Annotated in this window: 17 protein-coding genes and 4 pseudogenes; 16 read left to right on the top strand and 5 right to left on the bottom strand. The window is 56.4% G+C overall.

Translation table 11 applies throughout. From position 1 onward, the window contains the following. Positions 1 to 194: 194 nt before the first annotated feature. On the top strand, positions 195 to 1331 hold the full coding sequence (locus tag MELB17_RS19550; protein ID WP_007352074.1) for a Wzz/FepE/Etk N-terminal domain-containing protein: 1137 nt from the start codon (positions 195 to 197) through the stop codon (positions 1329 to 1331). Positions 1332 to 1485: 154 nt separating this feature from the next. After that, positions 1486 to 1704: pseudogene (locus tag MELB17_RS24075) on the top strand (GMP synthase (glutamine-hydrolyzing)); the annotation flags it as partial. A 121-nt stretch (positions 1705 to 1825) separates the two neighbouring features. On the opposite strand, the gene MELB17_RS19545 reads toward MELB17_RS24075, so the two are convergent. Both MELB17_RS19545 and MELB17_RS24405 read right to left on the bottom strand, forming a co-directional pair. Beyond that, the gene (locus tag MELB17_RS19545; protein WP_007352072.1) at positions 1826 to 2194 is read right to left on the bottom strand and encodes a helix-turn-helix domain-containing protein; all 369 of its coding nucleotides are present in this window, start codon (positions 2192 to 2194) and stop codon (positions 1826 to 1828) included. Positions 2195 to 2211: 17 nt separating this feature from the next. Continuing rightward, positions 2212 to 2322: pseudogene (locus MELB17_RS24405) on the bottom strand (type II toxin-antitoxin system HigB family toxin); the annotation flags it as partial. Between the two features lie 71 nt (positions 2323 to 2393). On the opposite strand from MELB17_RS24405, the pseudogene MELB17_RS19535 reads away from it, so the two are divergent. Continuing rightward, positions 2394 to 3960 (top strand): annotated as a pseudogene (locus MELB17_RS19535) (IS3 family transposase). 36 nt (positions 3961 to 3996) lie between these two features. Here the strand turns inward: MELB17_RS19535 and MELB17_RS19530 are convergent. Beyond that, a pseudogene (locus tag MELB17_RS19530) lies at positions 3997 to 4197 on the bottom strand (type II toxin-antitoxin system HigB family toxin); the annotation flags it as partial. A 195-nt stretch (positions 4198 to 4392) separates the two neighbouring features. Here MELB17_RS19530 and MELB17_RS19525 point away from each other — a divergent pair. The 10 genes from MELB17_RS19525 (at position 4393) to MELB17_RS19480 (ending at position 13307) form a co-directional block, all read left to right on the top strand. Further along, a complete protein-coding gene (locus MELB17_RS19525) occupies positions 4393 to 5031 on the top strand; it encodes a DUF1523 family protein (RefSeq protein WP_007352068.1) in 639 nt (212 codons plus the stop codon). A 4-nt stretch (positions 5032 to 5035) separates the two neighbouring features. Next, complete coding sequence (locus tag MELB17_RS19520) at positions 5036 to 6271, top strand: phosphoribosyltransferase domain-containing protein (RefSeq protein ID WP_007352067.1); 1236 nt, start codon at positions 5036 to 5038, stop codon at positions 6269 to 6271. 17 nt (positions 6272 to 6288) lie between these two features. Then, complete coding sequence (locus tag MELB17_RS19515) at positions 6289 to 7035, top strand: hypothetical protein (RefSeq protein ID WP_227498989.1); 747 nt, start codon at positions 6289 to 6291, stop codon at positions 7033 to 7035. Next, positions 7032 to 8153, top strand: coding sequence for a cysteine protease StiP family protein (locus MELB17_RS19510; RefSeq protein ID WP_007352065.1), 1122 nt, complete (start codon positions 7032 to 7034; stop codon positions 8151 to 8153). Before MELB17_RS19515 ends, MELB17_RS19510 begins: the two co-directional genes overlap by 4 nt. Then, positions 8150 to 9094, top strand: a complete 945-nt coding sequence (locus tag MELB17_RS19505; RefSeq protein WP_007352064.1) for an HpcH/HpaI aldolase/citrate lyase family protein — start codon at positions 8150 to 8152, stop codon at positions 9092 to 9094. The genes MELB17_RS19510 and MELB17_RS19505 overlap by 4 nt, the downstream gene beginning before the upstream one ends. A 96-nt stretch (positions 9095 to 9190) precedes the next feature. Beyond that, positions 9191 to 9778 (top strand): TerD family protein, encoded by a 588-nt coding sequence (locus tag MELB17_RS19500; RefSeq protein ID WP_007352063.1) that lies wholly within the window; start codon positions 9191 to 9193, stop codon positions 9776 to 9778. 13 nt (positions 9779 to 9791) lie between these two features. Then, complete coding sequence (locus MELB17_RS19495) at positions 9792 to 10241, top strand: tellurite resistance TerB family protein (RefSeq protein ID WP_007352062.1); 450 nt, start codon at positions 9792 to 9794, stop codon at positions 10239 to 10241. 60 nt (positions 10242 to 10301) lie between these two features. Next, a complete protein-coding gene (locus tag MELB17_RS19490; RefSeq protein ID WP_007352061.1) occupies positions 10302 to 11288 on the top strand; it encodes a calcium/sodium antiporter in 987 nt (328 codons plus the stop codon). 105 nt (positions 11289 to 11393) lie between these two features. After that, positions 11394 to 11972 (top strand): TerD family protein, encoded by a 579-nt coding sequence (locus MELB17_RS19485; protein WP_007352060.1) that lies wholly within the window; start codon positions 11394 to 11396, stop codon positions 11970 to 11972. Positions 11973 to 12029: 57 nt separating this feature from the next. Next, the gene (locus tag MELB17_RS19480; RefSeq protein ID WP_007352059.1) at positions 12030 to 13307 is read left to right on the top strand and encodes a TerD family protein; all 1278 of its coding nucleotides are present in this window, start codon (positions 12030 to 12032) and stop codon (positions 13305 to 13307) included. 12 nt (positions 13308 to 13319) lie between these two features. On the opposite strand, the gene MELB17_RS19475 is transcribed toward MELB17_RS19480, so the two are convergent. Next, positions 13320 to 14339 (bottom strand): ATP-grasp domain-containing protein, encoded by a 1020-nt coding sequence (locus MELB17_RS19475; protein ID WP_007352058.1) that lies wholly within the window; start codon positions 14337 to 14339, stop codon positions 13320 to 13322. A 198-nt stretch (positions 14340 to 14537) separates the two neighbouring features. Further along, a complete protein-coding gene (locus MELB17_RS19470) occupies positions 14538 to 15569 on the bottom strand; it encodes a zinc-dependent alcohol dehydrogenase family protein (protein WP_007352057.1) in 1032 nt (343 codons plus the stop codon). Between the two features lie 266 nt (positions 15570 to 15835). On the opposite strand from MELB17_RS19470, the gene MELB17_RS24065 reads away from it, so the two are divergent. The 3 genes from MELB17_RS24065 to MELB17_RS19460 all read left to right on the top strand — a co-directional run bounded on the left by MELB17_RS24065 (position 15836) and on the right by MELB17_RS19460 (position 25219). After that, the gene (locus MELB17_RS24065; RefSeq protein WP_007352056.1) at positions 15836 to 16261 is read left to right on the top strand and encodes a hypothetical protein; all 426 of its coding nucleotides are present in this window, start codon (positions 15836 to 15838) and stop codon (positions 16259 to 16261) included. Continuing rightward, on the top strand, positions 16204 to 16449 hold the full coding sequence (locus MELB17_RS26570) for a formate/nitrite transporter family protein (RefSeq protein ID WP_413540301.1): 246 nt from the start codon (positions 16204 to 16206) through the stop codon (positions 16447 to 16449). Before MELB17_RS24065 ends, MELB17_RS26570 begins: the two co-directional genes overlap by 58 nt. Positions 16450 to 16591: 142 nt before the next feature. Next, positions 16592 to 25219 (top strand): GH36-type glycosyl hydrolase domain-containing protein, encoded by an 8628-nt coding sequence (locus MELB17_RS19460; RefSeq protein WP_007352054.1) that lies wholly within the window; start codon positions 16592 to 16594, stop codon positions 25217 to 25219. Positions 25220 to 25258 lie beyond the last annotated feature (39 nt).

Genomic DNA, 25258 nt, shown 5'->3' with positions numbered 1-25258 from the left:
CGCTCGCGGCACTGCTAAACAATCAACTAGTGGATTTTAATTATTATGTCTCTACCCCCCCCCCCCCCCAATTCTAATAGCGTAAAAAAATCAACACGTTTTACGCTGGGCGCCAAGGTATTTATCGCTGTTGTAGTCGCATCGTGTATAGCTTCCGCATATGCGCTGGCCTCAGTGTTAAAGTTGGGCCTCTGATGTCAGATTCACGGGTTCCTTATGATGATGAAATCGATTTGTTCGAAATTTTTGAAACGGTGTGGGATGGTAGGTGGAGAGTAATTGGTATTGTAATATTAGCCGTGCTTATAAGTATTGCGGTTAATGTATTGAAGCCTGAATTATATAATGGCTCAACGGCGCTGAGTAAAGCGCCAAGCTCCTCATTTATAAAGTACTCATCGGTTAACGAAACGTTACAGCAAAGTGGGTTCAGCTATGCGATAAGTTCACAGTCCGTATTTGATATGTTCGTTACTGAATTTGCAGATTACGACGAAGTTGTCAAGATTTTGGAAAAGAGTGACTATATTAAACAGCGTCTTCAAGCTATAGAGATTGAAGATCGAAATGATTTTCTTGTATACATGGCTAAAAATTTCGAGATCTTGCCGCCGTCGGAAAATGGAAACCATTGGAGCCTTGATTATGAGTGGCGCGACTCTAATGAGAGTAAAAAGATTTTTACTCAGTCGATAGAGGACGTGTTGGCGAACGTTCGACAAACAATTCTTTCAGATATAGACGAACTAGCACGCACTGTTTCTATACGTAATAAAAATAAGAAACAAAGGCTGAATGCAGATTTAGTCGCATTAGAAGACGCGATAAATCTGGATCTTGCTAAACGTTTGTTGTATTTAAATGAGCAAACCGCAATCGCAAAAGAATTAGGGGTTGAGAAAAATTCCCTAAATGGAAACGGGTTATTTCAATCGCAAAATACAGGTGTTTCACTGAGTGTCACTTCATCGGACATCCCGTTTTACTTGCGCGGCTTTAAAGCTATTGACAAGGAAATTGATCTTCTTTTTTCGCGTTCAAAAGAGGATCGTCTCGCTATAAATAATACGTACGTCTCCATTAAGACGCAGCTGTCTTCGATTCATAATGATGTGTCTATGCAGCAAATTATGTCTGCCAAAGGCTCCGTTGCCGATGACGACGTTACCAGTTGGCTGGCCTACGATTTGTCTTTAGCGACCACCAGTTCACAAAGTAAGCCAGTGCTCTATGCAATTTTAGCTGCTATGTTGGGTTTAATGGTCGGAGTATTTAACGTGCTCGTTTCTAGTGCTGTGCGTAAGCGAAAATCGATCGTGTCCACGATTTAGGTGGCTTTTTAATCGTTATCTTCTCGTTCACGGAAGGCCTCAGAAACCTCAAAGGCTGGCCTGAAGTGGGGCTCTGCGGTTTCTACAGGTTCTTAGTGTCACATTTAACCACCTTCAACTGTTCACCTAAAAAACCATCGCTTTCGCGCTGCTGGTGAAATCGGTAGGCGTAGTAGGCGACGCCCGGCGCTACGAAGGGGTGATTGCACTGCGCGCCGTAGAAACCATCGATTTCATGACCGCCCGCTGGGCGCATCTGCCGTACGAACTGCTGGAAACCGTGTCTAACCGCATTATCAACGAAATCAGCGGCGTATCACGGGTGACTTACGATGTGTCATCGAAGCCGCCAGCGACGATTGAGTGGGAATAACCGGCAGATTGGGCGTTGACTGACAGCGACCGTTCTACAAACCCACAAAGCCCAGCGTTATGCTGGGCTTTGTGGGTTTGTAGAATTCTTTCCGGCCTTCAAAAGTTACTGTAAAGAGTGACTAAGCGTGAGCTTGAGGTGGTTTGATCAAAGATTCTGCTGGAATGCCCAAACCCTGGTGGAGCTTCCAGATCATCTTTAAAGTCAGCGAACGTTTGTGATTGAGGATTTCGTAAACACGATTGCTTTTGCCGATCATTGGCTCCAGATCTTTCACGGTTAAGCCTTTGCGTTCCATTTCGAACTTGATGGCCTCAACAGGGTCAGAAAAATCCATCGGGAAATGCCTGGCTTCATAAGCCTCAATCAATGTGACCATGACATCCAGCTTTTCGCCTTCAGGCGTATCAGGCCCAGCTATCATCAGACTTTCAATTTCTTTCAAGGCCGCACGGTAGTCGGCATCAGTTTTAATCGGTTTGATGTCCATAATCTTTCCTCCGGCGGTTAAATGGTTTGCGCATCTATTTTGTCGTACTGCGCATGGGTTCCAATAAAGCGGACGTATACAACCCGATACGCATAGTTGATCCAAACAACAAGTCGATACTTGCCCCCTCTGCCAGCCTAGTTGTCCAGTTGGCGATTTCGCCTAAATTCATGTCAGATTGGGCGGAGTGAGAGCAGTCATGCCACGTTATTCCGAGGAACGTAAAGCGGCCGTGTTGAAGAAGTTGTTACCTCCGCAGAACCGCAGTGTGGTGCAGGTGGCCGCAGAGGAAGGCCTATCGGATGTGACTCTGTACAATTGGTTAAAACAGTGTCGACAACAAGGGGTGCCTGTGCCGGGTTATCGTAATGCTGGAGACGATTGGTCTCCTGATGCCAAGTTAGCCGTCGTGATCGAAACGGCGTCTATGTCCGAAGCTGAACTGAGTGCGTATTGCCGCCAGAAAGGTCTGTATCCCGAGCAGGTACAACGCTGGAAAGACGCCTGCCTACACGGTGCCGGTCTGCAAGAAGGGCAAGGGAAAGCCGCTCAGAAGCAGCAGCGTGATGCCCGCAAAACCATCAAGAAGCTGCAAGCGGAAGTGCGCCGTAAGGATCGGGTTCTGGCAGAAACGACCTCATTGTTGGTGCTGTCAAAAAAGCTCGAAGCCTTGTACGGCGAGGACCCGGACAGCGAGGACAGTTAACACCGCTGACCGAACGTACAAGGCTTTTAAACGACTATGACGAAGCTGTCGCCAGTGGCGCAGCCCGGTACAAGGCGGCCGACTTGATGGAGCTGAGTCAGCGCACGTTGAAGCGCTGGCGACAGGCTAATGGCGCTGTAGCGGAAGATCAACGCCCGCAAGCGGAGCGCGTTGTGCAGCCACACCAGCTCACTCACGCTGAAGAAGCGGCCATTCTAGACACCTGCAATGAACGGGAGTACCAGAGCTTGCCACCGTCCCAGATCGTGCCTCGACTGGCTGATAAAGGGCTTTACCTGGCCTCTGAGTCCTCATTCTACCGAGTGCTCAAAAGTACCAGCAAGTGAATCATCGGGGCCGCATGAAACCGCCGCGCAAGGTCCCTGAGCCCACCAGCTTTACCGCCACAGGCCCGAACCAGGTGTGGAGCTGGGACATCAGCTATTGCCCCTCAGAGGTGCGCGGTCAGCACTGGTATCTGTACCTGATCATGGACATCTACAGTCGCAAAATCGTGGCGTGGGAAATCCACGAATCAGAGTCCGGCGAGCTTGCCAAAAAGCTCATTGATCGAGCTCTGTTACGCGAGAGATGTTGGCAAAACCCACCGGTGCTGCACTCAGATAACGGCGCGCCGATGACGTCCTACACGCTGAAAGCGCGGCTGGCAGACCTGGGTATGCTGATGTCTCACAGCCGACCCAGAGTAAGCAACGACAACCCTTACTCAGAGTCGTTGTTCAAGACGCTAAAGTACTGTCCAAAATGGCCAGCCAAGGGCTTTTCATCACTAACGGCGGTGCGCAAATGGATGCTGTTGTTCGAGCAGGCTTACAACGAAGAGCACCTGCACAGCGGCATCAACTTCGTGACGCCCGCACAACGGCACCAGGGTGTTGATGCAGAGTTGTTAGCCAAACGTGAAGCGGTTTATGAACGAGCAAAGAGTCTGAATCCTAGGCGTTGGTCTGGTGATACTCGAAACTGGGCAGTCGCCGGAGCCGTATCGCTCAACCCTGGAAAATTGCAGGAAATTGAGCGTAATAAACAGGCTGCTTAAGTGCAGCTATATGGACAACTGGGTTGCAAATCACCGCTTGTTCCCGGCAATATTGAACACCCCCCGACCATCTTTAAGGATGCTGGCATTCCTGAAGTCACGCTTTACCCCGGCAGGTGAACCCCAGTCGGCGTGCGCGGCATAACGGTGCCAGGCCAATGTTGGCTCTTGGGCATCCTGATATTCCGGAGCCTTTTCCCAGAAGGCTTTCAGTGACGACAGTGCAATTATTCTCATGCCTGGAACCATAGTCCCATTATGGGACTCGAGCAACGTATTTTTTGCCCGTTTGCCCAATATCCGCAGCAGCGTTTTAAACAGTCGATTAAACTCCTGCAAGACCGCGCAGTGTCGCTGTGACACACTCACTCAGGCTGTTAAACTGAAGCCCAAAAAATTGTCAGAGCAAAATAGAACTCCAGGGAACTGCATATGAAGAAACTCAAAATTATCCTGATCGGGTGCTGCCTGATTGTTATGGGTCTGGCCCTGCATTATGTGTTGCCCCGTGTCTCCGTTGTCGAGGTGGTCGGCGTTGAGGTCAAGCGCACCGATGTAGAGGTGGGAACCCGAGACGTTTACATGATTCAAACCCGGCTGATCGGCGGCGACAAAGTCCGCGTATTCCGCAACGAAGACTCATGGCTTTATTTTAAGCTCAACTCCGCGAATCTCCAGACGCAAGCGGCTGTCTTTGCCCGCGAAGAGAAGGGCACGGCAGTTGCTATTCGCCATTACGGCTGGCGGCTCCCGCTTCTGTCGATGTTCCCGAATGCGACCTCAGCCTGGCCTGTCGAGCCCGGGTACCGTCATATCCCGATTTTCAACATCGTTATATTGGTGTTTCTTTTAGGCTTGGGGTTTATAGCGCGCCGCGCGTTTAAGCGAGCGTCCGGTAAGCTTACAGAATTGCGTGCCCGGCATACGCCCGGGCGTGCGGACAATGTCCCCTCGTCTTCGCCCTCATCATCCTCAAAATCATCCCCGGCAAGCGATGCTGGTCACGATGAATGGCTGCAGAGCGACCAGCAAACGTCGAGCCGGTCCGATAAGTCGGGGAGGGACGACTGAGCGGATGCAACAAACACCGGTTATCACGCGACATCCTCTGAACACCGGGGTTCTTGAGCTGCGGACCATCGCAGCTCCGACAGACGGCGAATTATTCCGGATTGCGGAGCGTATCAACCCGAAGCGCAGCTTTCTTTTCGTATCCACCGTACTTGGGCGCCATATCCCCGTCAGACCGCGGGACCATTTTGATGCGGTTAACGGAATCGTCGATCAGATTCCCGATGCGCTGCTTGGCGGCCCTCTTTTGGTCATGGGTTACGCGGAGACGGCGGTTGGAATCGGAGCCGCCGCGGCTCGGCGCATCCGGGAGCGGCGGCCCGAAGCGGACCTGCTCTACCTGTCGACCACCCGCCACCCGGTTGCGGGTCGGGAATGGGTCAGCTTTTCGGAAGGGCACAGTCACGCCACCGCACATCATGTGATGGCGCCAACGTCGAGCGAGCTTTTAAGTGGGTCTGCAAGAACGCTTGTTCTTGTGGATGACGAGACGACCACCGGAAACACCTTTGCGGCTTTGTTCAAGGCGGTTCGTGACGGTGGGGTAGACGTCAAACGTGTCCTACTTCTGACCCTGACCGACTGGTCCAACGGACGAGCCGCCCAGGCAATCGCGGAGCTCTGCCCTGGCATCCCGGTGAACGCGTTCTCTTTAGTTCGAGGGGAATGGCGATGGGAGCAGGACGCTAAAGCAACGCTTCCGGCTGTCCCGATCTGGGCCGGGGAAGCGACACTTCCGGCCTGGGTTCCGAACCCGAATCCCGTGCCGAATCCGCTGTTTCAGGCGCCGCGGCTCGGGCTTCAGATGGAGCTGATTGTTGAACCGACTGTCGAATCAACTGTCGAATCTACGATCGAACTGATGACGCCCTTGATTCCGACCGCTCTGCCGACGGTTGCCGCAGGCGACTCTGTTCTTGTGATCGGGACCGGCGAGCACGTTTGGGGTCCGATGCTGCTGGCTGAGCGCCTTGAGCAGGAAGGGGCGGATGTAACGTTCGTCGCAACCACCCGTTCGCCGATCCTCAACGGAGAGGTTATCCGGCACAAGGTGGTGTTTCCAGACCATTACCGGGTAGGCGTACCGATGTATCTTCACAATGTCCCCGAACGCCCCTGCGCTCGAGTCATCATCATGACCGAAACAGGCGATGACGGAATCTGCCCAACGCTCCGGGCCTATCTCGGGCGCGGACACATCATTAACGGAGCCGGCCAAGTGACGGAGTTCAAGACGTAATGGGCCAATGTATCTACTTGACGGATCTTGACGACACTCTTTTTCGATCATTTCACAAACATCCGCAGGGCGAGGCCCTTACGCGGGTAACCACCGCGACCAACGGCCACCACGGCCACATGAACCCGGCGCAGCAGGGCCTGCTCTCGGCGCTGAGGGCAACCGGAGCGGTGATTCCGGTGACTGCCCGTAGCACCGACGCCTTTTCCCGGGTCCATCTCGATTTTGGCACCCGGCGCGCTATTCTGGCCAATGGGGCGGTGATTTTGAACGGCGAGGGCATTGCAGAACCGGATTGGCTCGCGCACACGGCGCACATTGGGCGCAGCGCAGAAGCGTTGCTGCTCGACATGTCTGCGCTTATTAGCGCGGAGCTTGGGTCAGCGGCCCGCAGCTGGATCGTCGAAGAGTACGGCGCACCAGTCTATTTCTGCGTGAAGATGAACGCGTCCGGGGCGGAAGACGTTCAGAGCGGTATCACCGCCGCAGCGGAGCTCCTCGCAAGTCGGTTCGATCTGTCCGGTCTGCAGCAACACGCAAACGGCAATAATCTCTCGTTCACGCCAACAGGCATCTCAAAGCGGGAAGCCTGTCGGCATCTGATAGACAGTATCAGAGGCGGCAGCGGGGCGCCGCTGATCGGCATCGGCGATAGCCTGACGGACCTTCCGTTCATGGGTCTTTGCGATTTCATCATGACCCCGTCCGGGTCGCAGATTGCAGACCTCATGGCGCGAATGTCCGATGAGGACCTAACACCTTGAGCCGCCCATTGACTGATACCGAAAAACGTCCTTTTTCAGGCAGCTATCTGTCGACAGACGTTGAATTTCTGCTGAAACCGGTCGCGCTTGAACCCACCCCGGTGGAGGAGAAAGAGCGCCGAATTCAGGCCGGCGTGACCCATTACTCGGAAATGATCTCCGAGGAGCGGCGTCCAGACGCCCGTTACCTGTCGCTGTTCGAGGAGTCTTGCCGGCTTGGAGTGCCGCGGCTCGCCCGAGACATCCGTTCTCTGGCGGGGCAAATCCTTGATCTGGTCCAGCAGGGACGGTTGAACCCGGAAATTACCTTGTGCAGCCTTGTTCGGGCCGGAGTGCCATACGGGGTACTGCTCAAGCGCGATCTGGCCCGATTGGGCGCCGACGTCACTCATTTCGGGATTTCGATCATCCGCGATCGCGGTCTTGACGAGGCGGCCATGGGGGAAGTCCTTGCGCGGCGGCCTGTTGATGGGGTGATCTTCGTTGACGGGTGGACCGGCAAAGGGGCAATTACGGCGGAGCTGACAGAGTCCTGGCGTGCTCTCACTGATCGGGAGCCAATGCTCGCTGTGATCGCCGACCCTTGCGGCCGTGCAAACCTCTGCGGATCCCGCGAGGACTGGCTGATCCCCTCTGGCATTCTTGGCGGTAACGTGTCCGGTCTTATTTCCCGCTCCATCCTCCGGTCCGACCTGATAGGCCCCGGGGACTATCACGGCTGCATTTTGCTGGATCACCTTGCTGACATTGACCTGTCGCGCTCGTTTGTCGATCGGGTGGATGTGGCGTTGTCGACGCTGGAAGACCGGGTTGAGTTGGGCCCAGAGGCGGATTCGTCCGCGGCTGCCCGGTTCCGCACCGAGGCGGACCGCACCGTTGCGGCGGTTGCCAGGCGGTTCGGAGTGCAGAACCGCAACCGCATCAAACCAGGCATTGCGGAGGCCACAAGGGCGGTTCTGCGGCGCCGGCCAGAATGCGTTCTGGTTCGATCGCTCAGCGAAGACCCAGACCTTGCAGCGCTCATTCATCTTTGCCGTCAGGACGGAGTCAATCTGATTGAGGCGCCTGACCTCACCGGGCCTTACCGGGCGATTACGCTCATTAGGGAAACTAAATGACTGACTTTGGGTCTCATATGTTTTCGGCTTATAAACTGGGGGCTACCCTCTACATGCCCGCCATACATCCGAAGGTGCCAGACATAGTGTCAGGATTGGCGCCGTCGCCAGCCTCATCGATTGTCCTTTGCCTGGAGGACGCGCTGCGTGAGGAGGACATTGAGAAAGGCATCCGAACCCTGACGGAACTGCTAAAGACTCGTCTTGGTAGCATTGACAGCCGGCCACAGGTTTTCATCCGGCCCCGGTCTTATGATATGGCGTGCCGGCTTCGGGCAATTGACGGCATTACCCAGATTGACGGTTTTGTTCTGCCAAAGGCTCGGCCTGAAACCGCCCCGGACTGGATTTCGCTGCTGTCAGGAACCACCCTGAAACTCATGCCAACGCTTGAGACGCCGGAATTTTTCGATCCGGCCCGGCTGATTCAGTTTCGGGATCTATTGCTGAGCGCCGGACCGGACCGGATCGCCGCGGTCCGGATTGGTGGAAACGATCTTCTGGGTTCGATGGCGCTGCGCCGAGTGCGTGGCATGACGGCTTATGAGGGGCCGCTTAGCTGGTTTTTATCGATGGCGGCGTCGATCCTTATCCCGGCCGGGATTCCCGTTTCCGCCCCGGTCTTTGACATCATTGAAGACACGGAGACGTTGCGCCGTGAGGTGGAACGCGATGTGCAAATGGGATTCGTCTCAAAAACCGCCATCCATCCGGCCCAAGTCCCGATCATTGAAGGCGCGCTCTCCGTATCGGAGGAGGATCTCCGCGCAGCTAGAGCAATCCTTGATCGGGACGCGAGTGCCGTGTTCCAGATTGGTGGAGTCATGTGCGAGCCTGCAACCCATGCCGCGTGGGCACGCCGCACACTGGCGCGCGCGGATCGGTTCGGGTGTCACTCGTATGGGCAGGCCAGGTATCAGCGAGAGACCGGTACCGGTTGAAAGGGTAAATTAGGATTAATTAAGGAATGGAAAAAGTATTGCACAACAGATGCAGAAAATTGTACTGTTTTTCAACGTCATAAAAGGAATTAAAAAATGAGTATTTCTCTATCGAAAGGCCAGGCGATAAGCCTGTCAAAAGACAACCCGGGACTGTCCCGTGTATTCATGGGGCTGGGTTGGGATCCGGTGAAAAGCAGCGGCGGCTTCCTGTCGAAGCTGTTTGGCGGAGGCGCCGCGTCCATTGATCTGGACGCAAGCGTACTCGTCTTTGACAGCGCGAAGAACGAAATTGACAGAGTCTGTTTCACCAAACTCAAATCATCAAACGGTGCTATCACCCATGACGGCGACAATCTGACCGGTGAAGGCGACGGCGATGACGAAGTGATCCGGGTCGATCTGTCCCGCCTGGACGCAAAAGCTGCGCACCTTGTCTTCACCGTCAACAGCTTTCGCGGTCAGACCTTCAATGAAGTCGATAACGCAGTCGCGCGGCTGGTGGACGACACTAACCAGCGTGAAATTTGCTCCTACACGCTGCGCGAGCAAGGCGCACACACCGGCGTTGTTATGGCGTCTTTGTCAAAAGGCAGCGACGGCTGGAGCATGACAGCCCACGGAGTTCAGGCCACCGGCCGCACTGTAGACGACCTGGTCGGCGTTTCGAAATCTGTCATCTAGCAGGAGCTTAACTATGTTGAACTGGTTGAAAGACAAAAGTAATGAAGCCCGCGCCCGCTTGACTGCGGAAGTGTCGAAGTTCCGCAATCGCACCTTTATGGAAGCCGTTGTTGCCTCCTGTGCCCTGGTGGCGGCGGCGGATGGAACCGTATCCTCTGACGAGAAACAGAAGATGGCGGGGTACATGCGGAACTCGGACGAACTTAAGCATTTCGCCATGACCGACGTGATTGCCTACTTCGAGAAGGTGGTCGGGAATTTTGATTTCGATTCGGCGATCGGTAAGGCCGAGGCGCTCAAAGTGATCGGCCGCCTTCGTGATAACGACGAGCAAGCTCGGGTTATGGTTCGCGTTGCCTGCGCGATCGGTGCGTCAGACGGAACCTTTGATGACGATGAAAAAGCTGTCGTGCGCGAGATCTGTCTGGAACTCGGGCTGAAACCCGCCGATTTCGATCTTTAATAGAGAATTCACCGAGGGTGCTTATGCCGCCCTCATTTTTTTAGACAAACGGAATCATAAATGGACGGATTAACCACCTATCAGCTCGCGGTCATTGCGCTGGGTGCTATTTTTTTTGGGGTATGGCTTCTTGTTAAAGGTGGCGATCTCACGATCGATTCAGCGGTACGCATTGCTGAAAGGTCTGGCCTTTCGAAGATGTTCATTGCGGCGACCATCGTTGCTTTTGGTACTTCGGCGCCGGAGCTGTTTACATCGGTGAACGCAAACATCAGCGGCTTTGCAGGCATCTCAGTTGGCAACGTGATCGGGTCCAACATCGCTAACGTGCTGATGGTGATTGGTATCTCGGCAATGATCGCCCCAATCGTGTTTGATCGTAAAAAGGCTCAGGTCGACACCCTGGTTATGATTCTGGCTACTGTCGCTATGGCTGTAGCCGTCTGGGCCGGGCTCCTGCCCCGCTGGGCAGGTTTGGCAATGGTTTTCGCTATTGTTGCCTATGTAACCTATCAGTACAAAGCGAGTAAAATCGAAGTCGACGAAGACGACGAGGGCGAAGACGCGAGTCCCGGGAATCCTTTTGTTATGGTCACAATTGGCATTGCAACGCTTGTGATCGGGTCGGAAGTGCTGGTTCAAGGCGCGGTGGCCGGCGGCTTCGCTCTGGGCGTTCCCGAGGCGGTGATCGGGATGACCGTGATTGCATTCGGGACCTCCCTGCCTGAGCTGACCGCCTCCGTAGCGGCGGCTAGAAAGGGGCAGTCAGATATGATCATTGGCGGGATTGTCGGATCGAATATCTTCAACATCCTGTCGGTGATGGCGATTACAGCAGTGGTGAAGCCGCTGGTGATCGATCCGCGGTTCGGCCAGTTTGACCTGCTGATCGTTCTTGCCGTAACGTTTGTGTTCGCGCTGTTCCTGCTGTTTGTCGGTCGAATTGGCCGCATTGCTGGCGGGATCATGGCGGTTTCGTATCTGCTGTTCACCTTCGCTCAGTACAGCGGAGTGGCTGACGCATTCGTTGGGGTCGCGGCTCCTTGATGTATGACTATGTATAACGATGTACAAAGAGTTTGGTAGCAACCTGTAATCTTGACCTGTCTGATTCGGGCGGGTTACAACTTACATTTCGCAAAGGAAAACGACATGGCAATTTCTCTTAGTAAAGGTGGCAACGTTTCGCTTTCTAAAGAGGCTCCGGGTCTCACTTCCATCCTGGTTGGTCTTGGCTGGGACCCGCGCGTTACTGACGGCACAGACTTTGACCTGGACGCGTCAGTGTTTATCTGCGGTGAAAACGGCAAGGTGCGTTCCGACGAGGATTTCATTTTCTACAGAAATCTGGTTGGGCTTGGCGGCGCTGTTGAGCACCTCGGCGACAACCGCACCGGTGAAGGTGAAGGTGACGACGAGCAAGTCAAGATCGATCTGTCAAAAATCCCGGCGGACGTGAAAAAGCTGGTTTTCGTAGTGACGATTCACGAAGCCGAAAAGAAAAATCAGAACTTTGGCCAGGTTAGCAATGCGTTTATGCGCATTCTCAATCAGGACGGCGGCGCTGAACTTGCGAAGTACGACCTCTCCGAAGACTACTCAACCGAGACCGCTATGATCTTTGGTGAGATCTATCGGCATAACGAAGAGTGGAAAATGAAGGCAATTGGCGCCGGTTTCGCGGGCGGTCTAGGACCACTGGCCACGGCACACGGCGTGAACATCGGCTAGTTCGGTGGCGGGTCGCCATTTTGGGGTGGCTCGCACCGGTTTATTAAGGAGTTCCTGATGACTGTCCTGGGCCCTGGCGCAAACGCGCCCCTCACCTCGAATGACCTAACCGTTTTGATCCGCCATGGCACAATACCGGGTGCGGATATCGACGTGTCTGCTTTTCTGGTCACTGCGTCAGGCAAAGTTCGGTCAGATGCGGATATGTGTTTCTACGGACAGCCGTCGGTTGCCGGAGGCGCTGTGGCGCTGTCTGGCTCTGAAAACGGCGAAGCCCGGTTTGCTGTGGGGCTTGGCCGAGTTCCAGCCGGGGTAGAAAAGGTGGTGTTCACTGCCACGATTCACGAGAATCGGGCCTCTTTCTCCCGAGTCCCGGAGATTACACTGGACGCGGGCGGAGTACGGGGTGCCATTCCCTGCGCCGGTATGACAGAGACGGCGCTTATTTTGGCCGAACTTTATCAGCGTAATGGGGCCTGGAAATTCAGGGTTGTTGGGCAAGGGTTCAACGGGGGGCTCGCCGCGTTGGCGAAACACCTTGGCGTTGAGGTTGCCGAACCGGCGCCGCCTGCTCCTACTCCGCCGCCGGCGCCTGCTCCGACACCCGCGCCTCCTCCAACCCCGGCGCCTGCTCCCATTCCGACTCCAACTTCAAATTCAACCCCGACCCCGACTCCAAGTCCAAGTCCAACCCCGACTCCCGTGCCCCCGCCGTCAACACGTTCGGTCAACCTCTCGAAAGTGAGTCTGACCAAGCAGAACAACACGGTTTCTTTGAAGAAAGAGGGTGGTCGTTTTGGAAAAATGCAGATCAACCTGAACTGGAATCAAAGCCAGACCCAGAAAAAGACCGGCTTTTTCTCGAGGGGCTCAGTCGCGATCGACCTTGACCTGGGCGCGTTCGTAGAGACGCGAGACGGGAAGAGACATGTGGTTCAGGCGCTTGGCAACGGCTTCGGTGACTTCCAGCAGGCTCCCTTTGTGCGATTGCTCGGGGATGATCGTACCGGCTCCACTTCAGACGGAGAGTGGCTTGAGATCAACGGGGACCGCTGGGCCGACATCAGGCGCGTTCTTGTTTACGCATTCATTTACGAAGGCGTCCCGAATTGGAAGGAAACGGACGGCATTGTTCGAGTGTTGGTTCCGGGGCAGCCGGAAGTCGAAATCCGGATGAACGAGTTCGAACAGGACGGCAGCATGTGCGCTGTGGTCGGCATAGACAATCACGACGGTCAAGTGCGCGTCTCCCGGCAGGTCACTTTTCACAGCGGCCATAAGGCTCTGGACAAACAGTACGACTGGGGATTCCGCTGGACCGCTGGCCGTAAATAACCGGGCGCTCTCTTAAACTCCCCAGAACAGCTCGCGCCGGCCCGCCTGCACCTCTTTGGTGACCCGTGCCGGCAAATCCGATCTTACTCCGGCGATGGAGTCAAGCAAGAGTGCAGGTAGGTTAACGTCTGTTAGCCCGGTCATTCCGATCCCACCCGAGGCACGGGTGTTCACTTCCATCAGCCTTTGCGTTCCGGCCGTGTCCTCAATTGTCTGTAGGTTCAGTATGCCCGTCAGTCTGAATGTCTGCGTGACGAATCGGGCTAGCTCCTCACCGTAGGTGTCATGACGGAGCCGCTGCGAAGTCCCCGCTTTGATCCGGGTCACCGTCCCGAGCAGGCGCCCTTCATGGCAAGAGAAATCGACGCTCCGTTCCGGGCCCTCCAGAAACGGCATCAGCATCATTGGCTCTGGCCGGTGCAGTGCTCCGAGCAATGCCCGGAAGGCAACGTCCGGCAGTTCCAGCGCCGATAGACCGGAAAGTGGGGTCATGGCCGGCAGCTCGTCTCGAATTATCCGAAAGCCGGCCCCGTAAATGCCGGACGCAGGCTTTACGCACAGCTGGCCCGGGTGATCTGGGAAGATTTCGCCTTCCCCGCGCAGACGTTCGTACTCTTCTGCCCCCTCGAAGCGCCTGAACGGAGTGACCGGAACGCCAGCCGTCTCCATTCGGGCAAGAAATGCCGGCTTCTCCTCGAGAAACCCCATCGTGTTTGAGTCTGAGGCGGTCAGTAGCCGGATCCCGCGCGCGCTGAACCAGTCCCGAAACCCGGCCAGCTCCTCACGTCGCCGATAAGGCAGAACCAACTCCGCCCTCTCTGTAAGGGCTACCTGCAGTAGCCAGTCGGCATAGGCGTCCGGGCTCATCAGCCGGGTCTCGGCCGGCTCGGGCAATAGTTGGTCCGCCGCCAGGGCGATTGGGGTGTCGCGCCGCTCATGGGTCGCAATAACGTGAAGGTCTGGCCGGGCGCGACGCATTAGGTCGATCAGGTCCGCAGCGCCGGAGATGTTGTGATTAAAGAGAATTCGCAAGAGGGGTTCCTAGCGGTTGATGACTGCCCAATACTGACCCAGGGTTCTCGCCCAGTTCTGGCCCGAATTACGGGCGAAGAGTATAACCGGGGGGGCGTGAATAAGTCTTCTGTCTCAGCGTTACGCCGGATCTTCCGGCATAACGGTAACAGGGCGGATCTGGGCAGCAGGGTGCTGTCTTTCGCTAGCTTTTAATCCTCATTCGACCGTCAACAGCATCTTGATGGCCTGCTCCTTTGCCGCTTCGCTGAAAATATCGTAGGCCTTTTCGATATCGTCGAGTTTGAAGCGATGCGTGACCAGCTCCTCGGGCTTGACGCCGCCACTTTCGACCACCCGCATTAGCACAGGAATGGTGTTGGTATTCACCAGGCCGGTGCGTAGGGTGATGTTCTTGATCCACAAGTCCTGCAGCTTGAATTCGACGCTCTTGCCGTGCACGCCGATGTTGGCGATATGACCGCCCGCGCGAACAATGCTCTGGCAGATATCAAAGGTTTCGGGGACCCCTACTGCCTCCATAGCCACGTCCACGCCTTCACCATCGGTCATTTTGTGGATGGCCTCGATTGGGTCCCTGGCGATGGTGTCCGTGGCGCCGAGCAGCTTGGCCATGGCCAGGCGGTTCTCGTCCGGATCAATCATGATGATTCGCGCTGGGGAGTAGAAGCGTGAGGTCATCAGTGCCGCCAGTCCTATAGGGCCAGCCCCGACAATGGCCACAGTGTCACCGAGCTTGACCTCGCCGTTCAGGGCGCCAATTTCGTGTCCGGTGGGCAAGATATCGCTGAGCATGACAGCTGCAGCGCGGTCCATGTCTTCGGGCAACACGTAGAGGCTGTTGTCCGCATGGGGGATGCGTACATACTCGGCTTGGGTCCCGTCGATTAGATGACCGAGAATCCAGCCTCCGTCGCGGCAATGAGAATAGACGCCGCGCTTGCAATAGTCGCAGCGACCGCAGGAAGTGACGCAGGATATCAGCACCTCGTCGCCAATCTGGATGTTGCTTACGCCGTCACCGATTTCCGTCACCACCCCCAGCCCTTCGTGACCCAGGATGCGACCTACTTCTACGGCGGGCACATCGCCTTTTAGGATGTGCAGGTCGGTGCCGCAAATGGTGGTATGAGTGATGCGGACTACCGCATCCGTGGGTTTTTCGATCGCCGGCTGCGGCTTATCTTCCCAGCTGCGTTTACCAGGCCCATGAAATGCCAATGCTTTCATGACACGCTCTCCTTTGAGGGTGCAAAGCTACGAATACCAAATATTGCCATATCAAAATTTCACATATTGCACGCGGACGTCTTGATTCACATCAAGAGCAAGGCCGGTGGGCAACGATATTGTGTTCCGTTGAAACCATCGACATCATCCGTTAGCCGTCCGCTTGAATGGCAGAATCTAGGCTATCATAATCACTGAAGACAACTTTCCGGCAGACTAGATCTTGCAGTAACACAAGCGTTTCTGGATGGCCAAAGGACAGTTAAATGAGTGACGGGCAAGCCAATCGGGACACTTCCTCCGAACAGAAAGCCAAAGAAGCCGAGGACGAGCAAAAGACTCGCGCCAAGGTCCAGGATCGTGAAGCCCGCGAACAGACACCCACGTCAACCGAAAAGTCACTGACGTCGAAAGAACGCGATACCGTCGCCGAACATCACCACCTATCGCCGCTGACGCTCTACTCCATCATCTTACGCGAGGGCGAAGACGAGCTACAACGCCCGAAAATTTCACTCTGGTGGTCTGGTTTGGCAGCGGGGGTCGGGATTTCGACCTCGGTCCTCGCCGAGGGAATTATCCGCTCTAATCTGGGCTCAGATCACCCCTACCTGACCTTGATTGAAAGCCTGGGCTGCTGCCTTCGGCGAAGGGCTCCGAAGAGCTGGTTATCGTCCTGTTTACCTGGCTGATCGCGGCGGGTGGTTTTACCCACGTCATTGCCGGGTCAAACGAAATTTTCACTCTGGTGCTCAACGGGGAAATGAATATTTTTACCGCCTTTATCTACCATATTGCCCCGGTACTCATCGGCAACATTCTGGGTGGTACAGGTTTGTTTGCGATGTTGGCCTATGGCCAGGTTCATGAAGAAATGTGATAAGGCGCACCAGGAAGGCGCTCGTTGAGTAAGAATCAAGATATTCCAGGCGGGTTACAACCAGGAGAATCTCATAGGCAACATAGATATTGGATTTACCGCACGCACGCCGAACCTTCCGTTCAATGATCGGGATACGGAATTGTTACGTGCGGAACTATTCAGTATCGAGCAACTCAAGCGCCACGCGGTTACGCTGGCCGCACAGCATGGAATCGATCCGCGCCCGGGGCCCGACAGACTGCTGCCACGACTGGCGGACAACGCGCGCGTGCTGTTGGTGGCTTACGACGTAGTAACCGCCGCCGTCATGCCCGGACATAGAATCGTCCCGTCGGAAGCCTGGCTGCTCGACAATTTCTATCTCATCGAACAGCAGATCAACCTGGCTCGCCGGCACCTTCCTCGTGGCTACAGCCGGCAATTGCCGCGGCTGGCGGTGGGATCGTCTGCCGGTTTTCCGCGCATCTATGATCTGGCCCTGGAACTGATTTCGCACATGGACGGTCGCGTCGATATCGACAACACCACCCAGTTCGTCGCCGCCTACCAGACCGCTGAACCGCTGCAACTCGGCGAGTTGTGGGCGTTCCCGATTATGTTGCAGTTGGCGCTGCTGGAAAACCTGCGCCGTGTGGCGGTGCGTATAGCGCGTCGACGCGAAGATCTCGATGTCGCCATCATCTGGGCGGATCGCATGCTCACGACAGCTGAAAACGAACCCGGGCGGCTGGTTCATTTGCTGGCCGAGTTTGCCAGTGCGAGTGTGCCGCTGACGGCCCCCTTTGTGGAGGAGTTTTACGCAAGGCTCCAGGTGCAGGGGTCCACGATGGCTTTTGTGCAGGCATGGGTCGAACAAAAGCTGCACGAACAAGGCGTGACTGCAATCCAGTTGTCACAAGCCGCCAGCCGAACAGCCGCAGCCAACCAGGTATCCATCGCCAACAGCATCGGCAGTCTGCGCTTAATCGGTGCGACGGACTGGAAGGATTTCGTCGAGTCACTCAGCGCTGTCGAAAAGAGTTTGCGAGAAGATCCGGCAGACACATACGCTCACCAGGATTTCGCCACCCGCGATCGCTATCGGCATGCTATTGAGGACATCGCGAGAGTTAGCCCCCACCGAGAGTGGGAAGTGGCACGCGAAGCCATTGCCCTCTCTCATAAGGCCTTGAAACGACTCGGTCCGGACGATCGAAGCGCCCATGTCGGCTACTATCTGATCGATCGGGGTCGTCACTGTCTGGAACAGTCTGTCGGCTGCTGTTTGTCCCGGAAAACGCGAGTCAGACGGGCGTGCCGGCGTCACCGCCTCTTGCTGTATGCCAGTTCGATTCTGCTGCTTACCGCCGTGATGACAGTGCTGGCGCAGTTTCCTTTTGGCGGATGTGTACCGGGGGACTGGCGCTATTGGTTATTCGCTGCCATGGGCTTGATCGGTGGCTCGGCGTTGGCCGTCTCTCTGGTAAACCGAGTGGTAACGATGTTCCTGCCGCCGCGAGCGTTGCCACGTCTGGATTTCCCCAAAGGCATACCAGATAGCGAACGCACTATGGTGGTGGTCCCCACGTTGCTCGACCGAACGCAGGAAATTGATGATCTGCTCGAGGCACTGGAGATCCGTTATCTCGGCAATCGTGATCGCAATTTGTTCTTTGCCCTGCTGACGGATTTCCGTGACGCGTCCACATGCACCTTGCCCGAGGATGAATCGCTGCTTGAATACGCGCGTGTTGCAATCGATACGCTCAACGCGACCTACAACGACGATCGTCCATGCATTTTTTATCTGTTTCATCGTCCTCGAGTGTGGAACGCCGTTGAGCGGGTATGGATGGGGCATGAACGTAAACGCGGCAAACTGGAGCAGTTCAATGCGTTGCTGCGGGGGGAGGGGCAAGCGGCATTTTCGGAAACAATCGGTGATCCATCCATCCTGGGCTCGATCAAGTACGTCATTACTCTGGATACTGACACCCAACTGCCGCGCGACGCCGCACGCAAACTGGTCGGTAATATGGCGCATCCGCTCAATCGGCCGGTCTACGATGCGGGCAAGGGGCGCGTCGTCGAGGGTTACGCGATTCTGCAGCCGCGCGCCTCGATCAGCCTTACCAGTGCTGGCCAGTCACGATTTACCAAACTGTTCGCGGGCGAAGCGGGTATCGATCCCTACACCCGCGAAATATCGGACGTCTATCAGGATATCTTCGCAGAGGGGTCGTTCATCGGTAAAGGTATCTACGATGTGGATGCGTTTCGCCAGGCCGTCGATGGTCGATTTCCGGACAATCTCATTCTAAGTCATGACCTGCTGGAAGGCGGCTATGCGCGTTCAGCATTGGTAACAGATGTTGACCTTATTGAAGAGCATCCGGCCAGTTACGCTCAGGAGACCAGTCGGCGGCATCGTTGGATGCGCGGCGATTGGCAGCTTACCGGTTGGTTGTGGCCTCGGGTACCCGGGCCGGGAATAAAGCGGCAGCCAAACCCGCTATCCGCCTTGTCGAGGTGGAAAATCGTCGACAATCTGCGCCGCAGTCTTGTGTCTCCGGCGCTGCTGATTTTGCTGGCGGGCGGCTGGCTACTGGGGCCGGGACCTGCGTGGTTCTGGTTATTGCTGGCCGCCGGCCTAGTGTTTGTGCCGACGCTCTTGGGGATTCTGATTCAATTCATCCGTAAGCCTGAAGAGCTTAGCTGGCGGCAGCATTTGATTCTGGCCAGCCAATCCGCGCTTCGTCCGCTCACAGTAACCCTGCTTGCCTGGATTATGCTGCCCTACGAAGCGCAGATTTGCCTGGATGCGATCCTGCGCTCGGGTATACGCATGTTGTTTACTCAACGCGGTTTGCTGCTTTGGCAGCTAAGATCCTATGGGATTCGCAATGCGCGCAAAACACTGAGCGGTTTTTTAAGAGAAATGTGGGTCGCGCCGATCTTGTCGGTGCTGCTGGCTATTGCCCTATGGCAAACCCGTTCGGCTGAGTGGATGGTTTGGGCGCCCACCTTGTTGCTGTGGCTGCTGTCGCCCATCGTCGGCTGGTGGATCAGTACGCCACTACTGACGCCAGAGCCGAAGTTGACGATTGAGCAGCGGGTTTTCCTGCGCACGTCGGCCCGCCGCACTTGGCGTTTTTTTGCAGACTTCGTCTCTCCGCTGGAAAACTGGCTGCCCCCCGATAACTTTCAGGAATATCCCGAGCCGGCCATTGCCTTCCGTACCTCGCCCACCAATATGGGTATGGCGCTTTTGGCCGATCTGGCAGCGTACGATTTCGGGTACATTCACGCCGGTGAATGTCTGCGCCTGATCGAGAACACGCTGACGGCAATGGAAAGGCTGGAGCGCTACCGTGGCCACTTCTATAACTGGTACGACACCCGCACTCTGCAACCGCTGCGGCCACACTATGTGTCGTCGGTGGACAGCGGTAACCTGGCCGGCAGCCTGCTCACGTTGCAGGCGGGGCTGGCCGAGTTGAAAGACGCGCCGATACTGGCGGCGAATGCGTTTCACGGGTTACAGGATACCCTGCAGGTCCTTGCAGAACACGCACCGGTGACACTTAGCCAAGAGCTTGCAGACAAGATCAGGCTTCTTCAGGACACCCTGCACGCGCTCACTCTCGATGGACAACCTCAGACACTGGTTGCCGCTGACAGCGCGTTGGATCAGCTTCATCGTATGGAAGGGGGGCTGATTGCCTGGTTGCCGCGCGATACCGATAGTAATGGTGAACTCTATTACTGGGCACGGGCTTTCGACCAACAGTCCCTTGCGTTGCAAGGCGATCTTCGCGGTATGGCTCCGGACCCTGGGCTTTTCGATACCATCCCGACACTGTCGGCCCTGGCCAGGGCAGGGCATTCAGGTTACAAGGGCGCGGTGGAACGCCTCCGACGTATTGATGATCTTGCAGATCGATGCCGCGAACTGGCCGTGATGGATTTTGAGTTCCTCTACGATGCCGCCCGCAGCCTGTTGACGATTGGCTACGATGTGGGCGAACGACGTCGCGACCCAGCGTGCTACGACCTGCTGGCGTCCGAGGCCCGGCTGGCCAGTTTTCTGCTCATCGCCCAGGGCCAGGTGCCACAGAAACACTGGTTCGCACTTGGGCGTTTGTTGACCATCCATGGTGGCGACGTGAGCCTGATTTCGTGGAGCGGCTCAATGTTTGAGTACCTAATGCCGCAGTTGATCATGCCGAGTTATCAGAACACGTTACTGGATCAGACCTGCAAGTCTGCGGTGTCGCGCCAGATCGAATATGGCCGGCAGCGTGCCGTGCCCTGGGGCATCTCGGAGTCCTGTTATAACGCCACGGATATGCACCAGGTTTATCAGTATCGGGCGTTCGGCGTACCCGGAATGGGTCTCAAACGTGGGCTTGGGGACGATTTGGTCATTGCGCCCTACGCCAGTGCGTTGGCGCTGATGGTGATGCCGCTGGAGGCCTGTCGCAATCTGCAGATATTGGCGGGGAACGGCTTTCTTGGCACCTACGGATTCTACGAAGCGATCGATTACACGCCTTCGCGGGTACCGCGGGGCAAGCAGCATGCCGTCGTGCGTACTTTTATGGCGCATCATCAGGCCATGAGCCTGCTGGCCTTTGAGCATCTATTGCTCGATCAGCCTATGCAGCGCCGTTTTATGTCCGACCCACTGGCGCGGGCGACGCAGTTATTGCTGCAGGAACGGGTGCCGAAGCAGGGTGCCACCTTGCAGCCACATGCTTCGGAAGTCAGTGCTGCCGCTCGTCCTTCCGCAGCGGAAGATGACGCGATAATGCGAGTCTTCACCGATCTGAATACACCTCTGCCTGAAGTCCATCTGTTATCCAACGGCACATATCATGTTATGGCGACCCATGCCGGCGGCGGGTACAGCCATTGGCATGATCTTGCGGTAACCCGCTGGCGCGAGGACGCCACGGCCGATAACTGGGGCACCTTCATTTACCTGCGCGATCGCGACACGGGGCATTACTGGTCAACGGCGCATCAGCCTACTCTGCGCAAAGCCGATCATTACGAGGCGATATTTGTCCAGGCGCGTGCTGAATATCGACGCCGTGATGAGGCGATTGACGCCCACACCGAAATCAGCGTATCGCCCGAAGACGACGTCGAGATCCGCCGGATCACTCTTACCAATCAGTCGTCCAGAATCCGCCACATTGAGCTGACGAGTTACGCTGAGGTTGTGTTGGCGCCTCTGAACGCCGATCTTGCCCATCGGGCTTTCAGTAATTTGTTCGTGCAGACCGAAATTTTGCCAGACCGACAAGCAATCCTCTGCACACGGCGGCCACGCACACCGGGTGAACATACACCCTGGATGTTCCACCTGTTCGCGGCATCCGGTGCGAATGCCGACGCGCCGTCGTACGAGACCGATCGCAGCCGATTCATCGGGCGGGGCCGAACCGCTGCCAATCCCTTGAAGCTGGATAGCCGTGAAAAATCGTCTCCCGGGAATAGAAAATTGACCATTAACGAGACCCAGCGGTTGTCAAATACGGCTGGTCCGGTGCTCGATCCCATCGTGGCAATCCGCAGTACACTCACGCTGGAGCCGGACGAATCCGCCACTGTACAGTTCATCTCCGGTGTCGCATACACGCGAGAAGCGGCCCTGGCGCTGCTTGAGAAATACTGCGACAAGCATTTCATCGAACGCGCCTTTGAAATGGCCTGGTGCCAAAGCCAGGAAGTTCTGCATCTTATCAACACGACGGAAGCCGATGCGCAGGTTTATGCCCGGCTGGCCAGTTCGGTGATCTACGCAAATGCGTTACGCCGCTCAACGCCCAGCGTCATTGCCCGTAATCAACTGGGACAGTCCGGACTATGGCGCTTTTCTATCTCGGGTGATCTGCCGATCGTTCTGCTGCGCATCGGAGATCTTAACCGCATTGATTTGGTCAAACAGATGTTGCGAGCCCATGCCTATTGGCGGATGAAGGGCCTGCGTGCGGATCTGGTGATTCTGAATGAAGATTTTTCGGGTTACCGAGCCGTTTTGCACGATCAGATCATAGGCCTGATCAACACTGGCCCGGAGGCGGAACTCGCCCACAAGCCGGGCGGAGTCTTTGTACGGCGAGCGGATGAGCTATCCGAAGAGGATCGTGTTCTGTTCATGACGGTCGCACGTGTAGTCATCACGGATACCGCTGAGACCCTGGCTGAGCAGGTCGGGCGCCGTGCGCTGGTGGAGCGTGTGCCGGATCGTCCCGTTCCTTTGGCGCAAACCGTTGTTGAGCCGACAACGGAACGTAAGTATGCTCTGCCAGCTCGCGAGCGCATATTCTGCAATGGCCTGGGCGGATTTACGCCTGACGGGCGTGAATACGTCATTACCCTCGATCCGGGCCAGACCACGCCGGCGCCTTGGGTCAATGTTATCGCCAGCCCGCACATCGGCACAGTCGTTAGTGAGAGCGGTGGTTCCTATACCTGGGTGGAGAACGCCCACGAATTCCGTCTGACCACCTGGCACAATGATCCGTTGAGCGACAGCAGCGGCGAAGCGCTGTATATCCGGGATGAGGACACCGGTGTGTTCTGGTCGCCAACGCCATTGCCCGCGCCAACCATCAACCAGAACGGTTCAGGTTATGTGTGCCGGCACGGGTTTGGCTACAGCGTATTCGAGCACGACGAAGCCGGTATCTACTCGGAACTGTTCACCTACGTTGCCATGGACGCACCGGTGAAGTTTGTGGTCTTCAAGCTGCGCAATCATTCCGGACGACCTCGCCGCATATCACTCACTGGATATTGGGAACTGGTGCTCGGTGAGTGGCGCCACGCCAATCTGATGCACATCGTGACCGAGAAGGACCCCCATAGCGGTGCACTGTTTGCACGCAACGCCTATGGTCGTGAGTGCGCCAACCGAGTCGTTTTCGCCCACGTCGACCATGACGGAGTCGGCGAGCACGTGCATACACTGACGGGCAATCGTAGTGAGTTCATCGGTCGCAACGGTTCCCTGGCCAGTCCGGCAGCGTTGCACCGCACGCGTCTGTCGGGCAGGGTTGGTGCGGGGCTGGACCCCTGCGCCGCACTGCAAACGCAAATTGAGTTGGCCGACGGGCAGGAGCGTGAAATTGTGTTCGTGTTCGGCGTGGCTAGCAACACGGATGAAGCACAGCACTTCATACAGCGCTTCATTAGGCCGGCAGGTGCCCGGCGAGCTTTGGCGTCGGTCGAGGAATACTGGAACCATACCTTGGGTGCGGTGCAGGTGGAAACACCGGACCCAGCGATGGACGTGCTGGTCAACGGCTGGCTGCTTTACCAGACGCTGTCATGCCGGCTCTGGGGCAGGAGTGGCTATTATCAGTCTGGGGGCGCCTATGGTTTCCGTGACCAGTTGCAGGATACTCTGGCGCTGATCCATGCCACACCCTGGCTTGCCCGTGAGCAGTTGATCCGCTGCGCCAGGCGCCAGTTTATCCAGGGCGATGTACAACACTGGTGGCACCCGCCCAGGGGGCAAGGTGTGCGCACGCATTTTTCCGATGACTATCTTTGGCTGCCCTATGCCACCTGCCGTTATGTGCTGGCGACCGGCGATACTGGCGTTCTCGATGAACCAGTGCACTTCCTGGAGGGACGCGAATTGTATCCCGACGAAGAGGCCTACTACGACCAGCCCCAGCGATCGGCGGAATCGGCCAGCCTCTACGAGCATTGTGTGCGTGCCATCAGGCACGGGCTGCGTTTTGGTGCCCATCAGTTACCCCTGATGGGCTGTGGTGACTGGAACGATGGCATGAATCTGGTCGGCCTGCACGGCAAGGGTGAGAGTGTGTGGCTGGCCTGGTTTCTATACGAGAATCTGCAGCAGTTTGCCCGTCTTGCGAATGAGCAGGGCGACACAGCCTTCGCCGAGCTGTGCAGCACTCAGGCCGAACAGCTCGTGGGACACATCGAGGCCAATGCCTGGGACGGCGACTGGTATCGGCGCGCCTGGTTTGATGATGGCACGCCCCTGGGCTCCTCCGAAAACGACGAATGCCAGATTGATTCGATCAGCCAGAGTTGGGCGGTGATCTCGGGCGGTGGCGATCCCCAACGTGCTCGCCAGGCGATGGCGTCGGTTGACCAACGCCTGGTGCGCCGGGATGCGCAATTGATTCAGTTGCTCGATCCGCCCTTCGATAAATCAGCCCTTGAGCCCGGCTATATCAAGGGCTACGTTCCCGGTGTGCGCGAAAACGGTGGCCAGTATACCCATGCCGCGATTTGGGCCACGATGGCATTCGCCAAGCTGGGTGACCGGGAGCGTGCCTGGGAGCTTTTCACCATGCTGAACCCGATCAATCACAGCAGTGAGCCGGATTCCATGCAGATCTACAAGGTCGAACCCTACGTTATGTGCGCGGATGTCTACGGCGCGCCGCCGCATACGGGCCGGGGCGGTTGGACCTGGTACACCGGGGCGGCGGGCTGGATGTATCGGCTGGCCCTGGAAAACCTTCTGGGCCTGAAGCTGGAAAAGGATCACCTGATCATTGCACCCTGCGTACCGACCCATTGGGATGCGTACACAATCCATTATCGTTATCGCGAGACCGTCTACCACATCAACGTCAGGTGCAACGGCGAACAACCGAACCAGCTGTGTCATGTGACGCTGGATGGTGCCCGGGTCACTGACACAAGCGTAGGCCGGGCAGGGCGTCGGCACAGCATGATCCCGCTGGTGAACGACGAGCGGGATCATCATGTCGTCGTTGTGGTACCTTTCTGATAGTGTCAAAAATATTCCCGCGGTAAACGCTCTGCTCGC

Origin of the sequence: Marinobacter sp. ELB17, assembly GCF_000169375.1 — a bacterium.
In the GTDB taxonomy this organism is placed as follows: domain Bacteria; phylum Pseudomonadota; class Gammaproteobacteria; order Pseudomonadales; family Oleiphilaceae; genus Marinobacter.
This window is presented reverse-complemented; position numbering and strand designations above follow the sequence as displayed.